The sequence below is a fragment of the uncultured Methylovirgula sp. genome, assembly GCF_947646745.1.
Taxonomy (GTDB): domain Bacteria; phylum Pseudomonadota; class Alphaproteobacteria; order Rhizobiales; family Beijerinckiaceae; genus Methylovirgula.
Genome location: NZ_CANSHK010000074.1, coordinates 1 through 6,355, shown reverse-complemented (window position 1 = coordinate 6,355; position 6,355 = coordinate 1). Strand labels below are relative to the sequence as shown.

Sequence of the window (6,355 nt, the reverse complement as noted above, 5' to 3'; positions counted from 1 at the left end):
TCACCGAGACCGGGATATTCTTGTGGCCGTTATGCACGCCGAAGGTCAGACCGACGAAGTCCGGCAGGATCGTCGAGCGGCGGCTCCAGATCTTAATAACTTCATTGCGGCCCGAGGCACGCGCAGCGTCTGCCTTTTTCAGCAGATAGCCGTCGACGAACGGACCTTTCGAGAGCGAGCGCGCCATCGCCTTAGCCCTTCTTCTTGCTCTTGTGACGCGAAGTCACGATGAATTTGTCGGTGGACTTGTTCGAGCGGGTCTTCTTGCCCTTGGTCGGCTTACCCCATGGCGTGACCGGATGCCGGCCGCCCGAAGTGCGGCCCTCGCCGCCGCCGTGCGGATGATCGACCGGGTTCATGGTGACGCCGCGGTTATGCGGGCGAATGCCGAGCCAGCGGCTGCGACCCGCCTTGCCGGTCGAGGCGTTCATGTGATCAGGGTTCGAAACCGCGCCGACCGTCGCGAAGCATTGGCCATGCACAAGCCGCTGCTCGCCGGAATTCAGCCGGATGATGACATAGCCCTGATCGCGGCCGACGATCTGCGCGAAATTGCCGGCCGAGCGCACCATCGCCGCGCCCTTGCCGATCTTCAGCTCGATATTATGGACGATCGTGCCGACCGGCATCGACGCAAGCGGCATGGCATTGCCAGGCTTCACGTCGACCGATTGTCCCGAGACGACCTCGTCGCCGACCGCAAGCCGCTGCGGCGCGATGATGTAGGACTGCTCGCCATCGGCATAGCGGATGAGCGCGATGAACGACGTGCGGTTCGGATCGTATTCGATCCGCTCGACCTTGGCCGGCATATCGAGCTTGCGGCGCTTGAAATCGACGATGCGATAGCTCTGCTTGTGGCCACCGCCGCGGAAACGCACGGTCACGCGGCCGAGGTTGTTGCGACCGCCCGACGACGACTTGCCCTCGGTCAATTGCTTGACGGGCTTGCCCTTGTAAAGTTCCGAACGATCGACGATCACCAATTGGCGAAGGCCGGGCGTGACGGGTTTGAATGTCTTGAGTGCCATGATCTAACCCTCAGAGCCCGGTGGTCACGTCGATGCTGTGGCCTTCGGCCAAAGTCACGACCGCCTGCTTGACGTCGGATTGCGCGCCGCGCACGCCGCGGAAGAGCTTCTTCTTGCCCTTGCGGACAAGCGTGTTCACCGCCTCGACCTTGACGTCGAAGAGCTTCTCGACCGCCGCCTTGATCTCGGGCTTCGTCGCATTCTTGCGGACCTTGAAGATCACCTTGTTCTGTTCCGACGCCGCCGTCGCCTTCTCGGTGATGACCGGGGCAACGATCAGATCGTAATGGCGCGCGTCGGCGAAAGATTTCGACGAGCTCATGCGAATCGCGCCTCCAGCGCATCGACGGCCGCCTTGGTGAGAACGAGCTTCTCACGGCGGAGGATGTCGTAAACATTGATGCCCTGCACAGGCAGGACGTCGATCGACGGAATGTTGTTGGCGGCGAGGCCGATATTCTCCGGCACGCTGGCGCCATCGACGATCAGCGCATTGGTGAGGCCGAGCTTGGCGAAATGGCCGAGCAGCGCCTTCGTCTTGCCTTCGGCGAGATCGGCGTTGGCCCAGATGATGATGCCGCCGTCTTTGGCCTTCGCAGAGAGCGCGTGTTTCAGCGCCAGCGCGCGTACCTTCTTCGGCAGATCATGCGCATGCGAGCGCGTCACCGGACCGAAGGCGCGGCCACCGCCGCGGAACTGCGGCACGCGTGCCGAGCCGTGACGGGCATTGCCGGTGCCCTTCTGCTTATACATTTTCTTGCCGGTGCGGCTGACGTCGGCGCGGCCCTGGGCCTGATGCGTGCCGGCGCGCCGCTTGGCGAGCTGGTAGCGCACCATGCGCGCGAGAATGTCCGCACGCGGTTCGAGCCCGAAAATCGCGTCGTTCAATTCGATTTCGCCGGCCTTGCCGCCGTCGAGCGAGGTAATGTCGATCTTCACGACGCGGCTCCTTCCGCCGAGGCTGCGGGCGCTTCGGCCGGCGCCTCATTCTGGGCTTCCGTGGCCAGGCGATATTTGCCCGGCTGCGGCGCGTCTTTCGGCAGCGCCTTCTTCACCGCGTCGCGGACATAGATCCAACCGCCCTTGGTGCCGGGCACGGCGCCCTCGACCAGGATGAGGCCGCGCTCGACATCCGTCTGCACGACACGCAGGTTCAGGGTGGTGACACGCTCGACGCCGAGATGACCCGCCATTTTCTTGTTCTTGAAAGTCTTGCCCGGATCCTGACGGCCGCCGGTCGAACCATGCGAACGATGCGAGATCGACACGCCGTGCGTGGCGCGCAAGCCGCCGAAGTTCCAGCGCTTCATCGGGCCGGCAAAGCCCTTACCCGTGCTCGTGCCGGTGACATCGACGAATTGGCCGACGACAAAATGATCGGCGGTGATTTCCGCGCCCACGGGCAGCAGTCCCGTTTCCTCGACGCGGAACTCGGCAAGCTTCAATTTCGGCTCGACCTTGGCGACCGCAAAGCGGGCGCGCTCGGCTTTCGCCACGTTCTTCACCTTGGCATGGCCGATGCCAAGCTGCACGGCGGTGTAGCCGTTGGCTTCCTTGGTCCGCTGCGCGACGACCTGGCAGCCGTCGAGCTTCAGAACCGTGACCGGCACATGCTCGCCGCCGTCGGTGAAGACGCGAGTCATGCCCAGCTTCTGTGCGATAACGCCTGACCGCATGTTCTTTGCCCTTCAAGGCCAGAGCTTGCGCCACTGACCCGGTTTATCCTTTCATCGCACCGTCATAAGACAGTGCTTAATCCTCTTACGCCGTCAAAATCCGAAGGGGTCTGCGACTCCTCGGGACGCCGCTTAAAGCTTGATCTCCACATCGACGCCGGCAGCCAGATCGAGCTTCATCAAAGCATCGACCGTCTGCGGTGTCGGATCGACAATATCGAGCACCCGCTTATGGGTTCTGATCTCGAACTGCTCGCGCGACTTCTTATCGACGTGCGGCGAGCGGTTGACCGTAAACTTCTCGATCTTGGTCGGCAGCGGGATCGGGCCGCGCACCTGCGCACCCGTCCGCTTCGCCGTGGACACGATCTCCTTCGTCGAAGAATCGAGAATACGGTGATCGAACGCCTTGAGTCGGATGCGGATGTTTTGGCCGTTCATCTTCTTTTTCCCTAACGATCGGACGCGGACACAAAGCCCGCGTCCGGCCGAATTGCCTTATTCCTGGATCGACGCGACGACGCCGGCGCCGACGGTGCGACCGCCTTCGCGGATCGCGAAACGCAGCTTCTCTTCCATCGCGATCGGCACGATCAGTTCGACGCTCATCGTCACATTGTCGCCCGGCATGACCATTTCCGTACCTTCCGGCAGCGTGACGACACCGGTCACGTCCGTCGTGCGGAAATAGAATTGCGGGCGATAATTGGTGAAGAACGGCGTATGGCGGCCGCCTTCGTCCTTGGTGAGGATATACGCCTCAGCCTTGAACTTGGTGTGCGGCTTGACGGAGCCGGGCTTGCACAGCACTTGGCCGCGCTCGACGTCCTCGCGCTTGGTGCCGCGCAGCAGCGCGCCGATGTTGTCGCCCGCCTGACCCTGATCGAGCAGCTTGCGGAACATTTCGACGCCGGTGACCGTCGTCTTGATGGTCGGACGCAGGCCGACGATCTCGACTTCTTCGCCGACCTTGATGATACCGCGCTCGACGCGGCCGGTGACGACCGTGCCGCGGCCCGAGATCGAGAACACGTCTTCGACCGGCATCAGGAATGGCTGGTCGATCGGACGCTCCGGCTGCGGAATGTAATCGTCAACCGTCGACATCAACTTGAGAACGGCGTCATGGCCGATCTCGGGATTGCGGTTTTCGAGCGCGCAAAGGGCCGAACCCTTGGTGATCGGAATGTCGTCGCCGGGGAATTCGTACTTTGACAGAAGCTCGCGGACTTCGAGCTCGACGAGCTCGAGCAGTTCCGGATCGTCGACCATGTCGACCTTGTTCAGGAACACGACGAGCGCCGGCACGCCGACCTGGCGCGCTAGCAGGATGTGCTCGCGGGTCTGCGGCATCGGGCCGTCGGCAGCCGAGACGACGAGAATCGCGCCGTCCATCTGCGCCGCGCCGGTGATCATGTTCTTCACATAATCGGCGTGGCCGGGGCAGTCGACATGCGCGTAATGGCGCTTCTGCGTCTCGTATTCGACGTGTGCCGTCGAAATCGTAATGCCGCGCGCCTTCTCTTCCGGCGCCTTGTCGATCTGGTCATAGGCCGTGAAGGTCGCACCGCCCGTCTCGGCGAGAACCTTGGTGATCGCCGCGGTCAGCGACGTCTTGCCATGGTCGACGTGACCGATCGTGCCGATGTTACAATGCGGCTTCGTGCGCGAAAATTTTTCCTTGGCCATGACTAGGCTCCTTCAACCCTTTCCCAGATTTCAGGCGAACTTCGCCTGCACCTTGGCGGCTTCCGCCGCAGGCACTTGCTCGTAGTGATCAAACTGCATCGAATAGTTCGCACGGCCCTGGCTGAAGGACCGCAACTGATTGACATAGCCGAACATATTGGCGAGCGGCACCATCGCATTGATGACCACCGCGTTGCCGCGCATGTCCTGGCCCTGCACCTGCCCGCGCCGCGAATTCAAATCGCCGATGACCGAGCCGGTATATTCCTCCGGCGTCGTCACCTCGACCTTCATGATCGGCTCGAGTAGAACCTCGCCGCCCTCTTTCAGCGCCCGGCGGAAGGCCGCACGGGCACAGATTTCGAAGGCAAGCACCGACGAATCGACGTCGTGATAGGCGCCGTCGACCAACGTCGCCTTGACATCGACGACCGGGAACCCGGCGAGCGAACCTGACCCCAACACGCTGTTGAAGCCTTTTTCGACGCCCGGAATATATTCCTTCGGCACCGTGCCGCCGACGATCTTCGATTCAAAGCTCGTGCCGGAACCCGCCTCGGCCGGCTCGAAGATCATCTTGACGCGCGCAAACTGGCCCGAACCGCCGGATTGCTTCTTGTGTGTTTCGTCGATCTCGATGCGCTTCAGAAGCTTTTCGCGATAGGCGACCTGCGGCGCGCCGATATTCGCGTCGACCTTATAGGTGCGCTTGAGAATATCGACCTTGATGTCGAGATGCAGTTCGCCCATGCCCTTGAGAATGGTCTGGCCCGACTCCGCATCTGTCGAAACGCGGAAGGACGGATCCTCCGCCGCGAGCTTCGACAAAGCGATGCCGAGCTTCTCCTGATCAGCCTTCGACTTCGGCTCGATGGCGATCTCGATGACCGGATCGGGGAACTCCATCCGCTCCAGGATGACGGGCTTCAGCGAATCGCAAAGCGTGTCGCCGGTGCGCGTCTCCTTGAGGCCCGCAAGCGCGATAATGTCGCCGGCATAGGCTTCCTTGATGTCTTCGCGATTGTTCGCATGCATCAGCAGCATGCGACCGATACGCTCGCGCTTGTCCTTGGTCGAATTAAGCACCGTGGTGCCCGATTCGATCTTGCCCGAATAAACGCGCGCGAAGGTCAACGAACCCACGAACGGGTCGTCCATGATCTTGAAGGCGAGCATGGAGAAGGGTTCGTCATCGGCCGAAATGCGGACGGTCTCTTCGCCGGTGTTCGGATCGACGCCCTTGATCGCTTCGCGATCGACCGGCGACGGCAGATAATCGACGACGGCATCGAGCAGAGGCTGCACGCCCTTGTTCTTGAACGCCGAGCCGCAAAGAATCGGAATGAAGGTGATATCGCGCACGGCCTTGCGGACGAGCCGCTTCAGCGTCGCCTCATCCGGCAGCGTGCCGTCGAGATAGGCGGCCATCACGTCGTCGTCGAGTTCAACGGCCGCCTCGACGAGCGCTTCGCGATATTTCTCCGCCTGCTCTTTCAGCGCGGCGGGAATTTCCTCGTCATGATATTTGGCGCCGAGGCCCTCGTCTTCCCAGACCACGGCCTTCATGCGGACGAGGTCGATGATGCCCTTGAAATCGGATTCCGCACCGATCGGCAACTGGACGCAGACCGGACGCCCGCCAACCTTGTTCTTGATATCGTCGACGCAGCGGAAGAAGTCGGCGCCGATCTTATCCATCTTATTGACGAAGACGACGCGCGGTACGTTATATTTGTCGGCCTGACGCCATACGGTTTCCGTCTGCGGCTCGACGCCTTGGTTGCCGTCGAGAACGCAAACCGCACCGTCGAGCACGCGCAGCGACCGCTCCACCTCGATGGTGAAATCGACGTGGCCGGGCGTATCGATAATGTTCAGACGGCAATTGTTCCAGAAGGTCGTGGTCGCGGCCGACGTGATCGTGATGCCGCGCTCCTGCTCCTGCTCCATCCAGTCCAT

8 protein-coding genes are annotated in these 6,355 nt (G+C 61.9%); all 8 read right to left on the bottom strand.

Annotated elements, in window-relative coordinates; genetic code table 11:
- On the bottom strand, positions 1-187 hold a 187-nt coding region (locus Q0025_RS14745), incomplete at its 3' end, for a ribosomal protein S19 family protein (RefSeq protein ID WP_297300442.1).
- Positions 188-191: 4 nt separating this feature from the next.
- A complete protein-coding gene (gene rplB, locus Q0025_RS14740; protein ID WP_297300440.1) occupies positions 192-1,031 on the bottom strand; it encodes a 50S ribosomal protein L2 in 840 nt (279 codons plus the stop codon).
- A gap of 10 nt (positions 1,032-1,041) precedes the next feature.
- Positions 1,042-1,353, bottom strand: coding sequence for a 50S ribosomal protein L23 (locus Q0025_RS14735; protein ID WP_297300438.1), 312 nt, complete (start codon positions 1,351-1,353; stop codon positions 1,042-1,044).
- Complete coding sequence (rplD, locus tag Q0025_RS14730; RefSeq protein WP_297300436.1) at positions 1,350-1,970, bottom strand: 50S ribosomal protein L4; 621 nt, start codon at positions 1,968-1,970, stop codon at positions 1,350-1,352. The genes Q0025_RS14735 and rplD overlap by 4 nt, the downstream gene beginning before the upstream one ends.
- Positions 1,967-2,707 (bottom strand): 50S ribosomal protein L3, encoded by a 741-nt coding sequence (rplC, locus tag Q0025_RS14725; RefSeq protein ID WP_297300435.1) that lies wholly within the window; start codon positions 2,705-2,707, stop codon positions 1,967-1,969. Before rplC ends, rplD begins: the two co-directional genes overlap by 4 nt.
- 132 nt (positions 2,708-2,839) lie before the next feature.
- Positions 2,840-3,148 (bottom strand): 30S ribosomal protein S10, encoded by a 309-nt coding sequence (gene rpsJ / locus Q0025_RS14720; protein ID WP_026606368.1) that lies wholly within the window; start codon positions 3,146-3,148, stop codon positions 2,840-2,842.
- Positions 3,149-3,205: 57 nt separating this feature from the next.
- Entirely contained in the window at positions 3,206-4,396 is a 1,191-nt protein-coding gene (gene tuf, locus Q0025_RS14715; RefSeq protein ID WP_297300429.1) for an elongation factor Tu, read from the bottom strand.
- 30 nt (positions 4,397-4,426) lie between these two features.
- The coding region (gene fusA, locus Q0025_RS14710; RefSeq protein ID WP_297300427.1) for an elongation factor G at positions 4,427-6,355 on the bottom strand (1,929 nt) is incomplete at its 5' end.

Coding starts and splice junctions, on each gene's coding strand:
- rpsJ (WP_026606368.1), bottom strand. CDS start 3,148: ATGAACGGCCAAAACATCCGCATCCGACTCAAGGCGTTCGATCACCGT.
- rplB (WP_297300440.1), bottom strand. CDS start 1,031: ATGGCACTCAAGACATTCAAACCCGTCACGCCCGGCCTTCGCCAATTG.
- rplC (WP_297300435.1), bottom strand. CDS start 2,707: ATGCGGTCAGGCGTTATCGCACAGAAGCTGGGCATGACTCGCGTCTTC.
- tuf (WP_297300429.1), bottom strand. CDS start 4,396: ATGGCCAAGGAAAAATTTTCGCGCACGAAGCCGCATTGTAACATCGGC.
- Q0025_RS14735 (WP_297300438.1), bottom strand. CDS start 1,353: ATGAGCTCGTCGAAATCTTTCGCCGACGCGCGCCATTACGATCTGATC.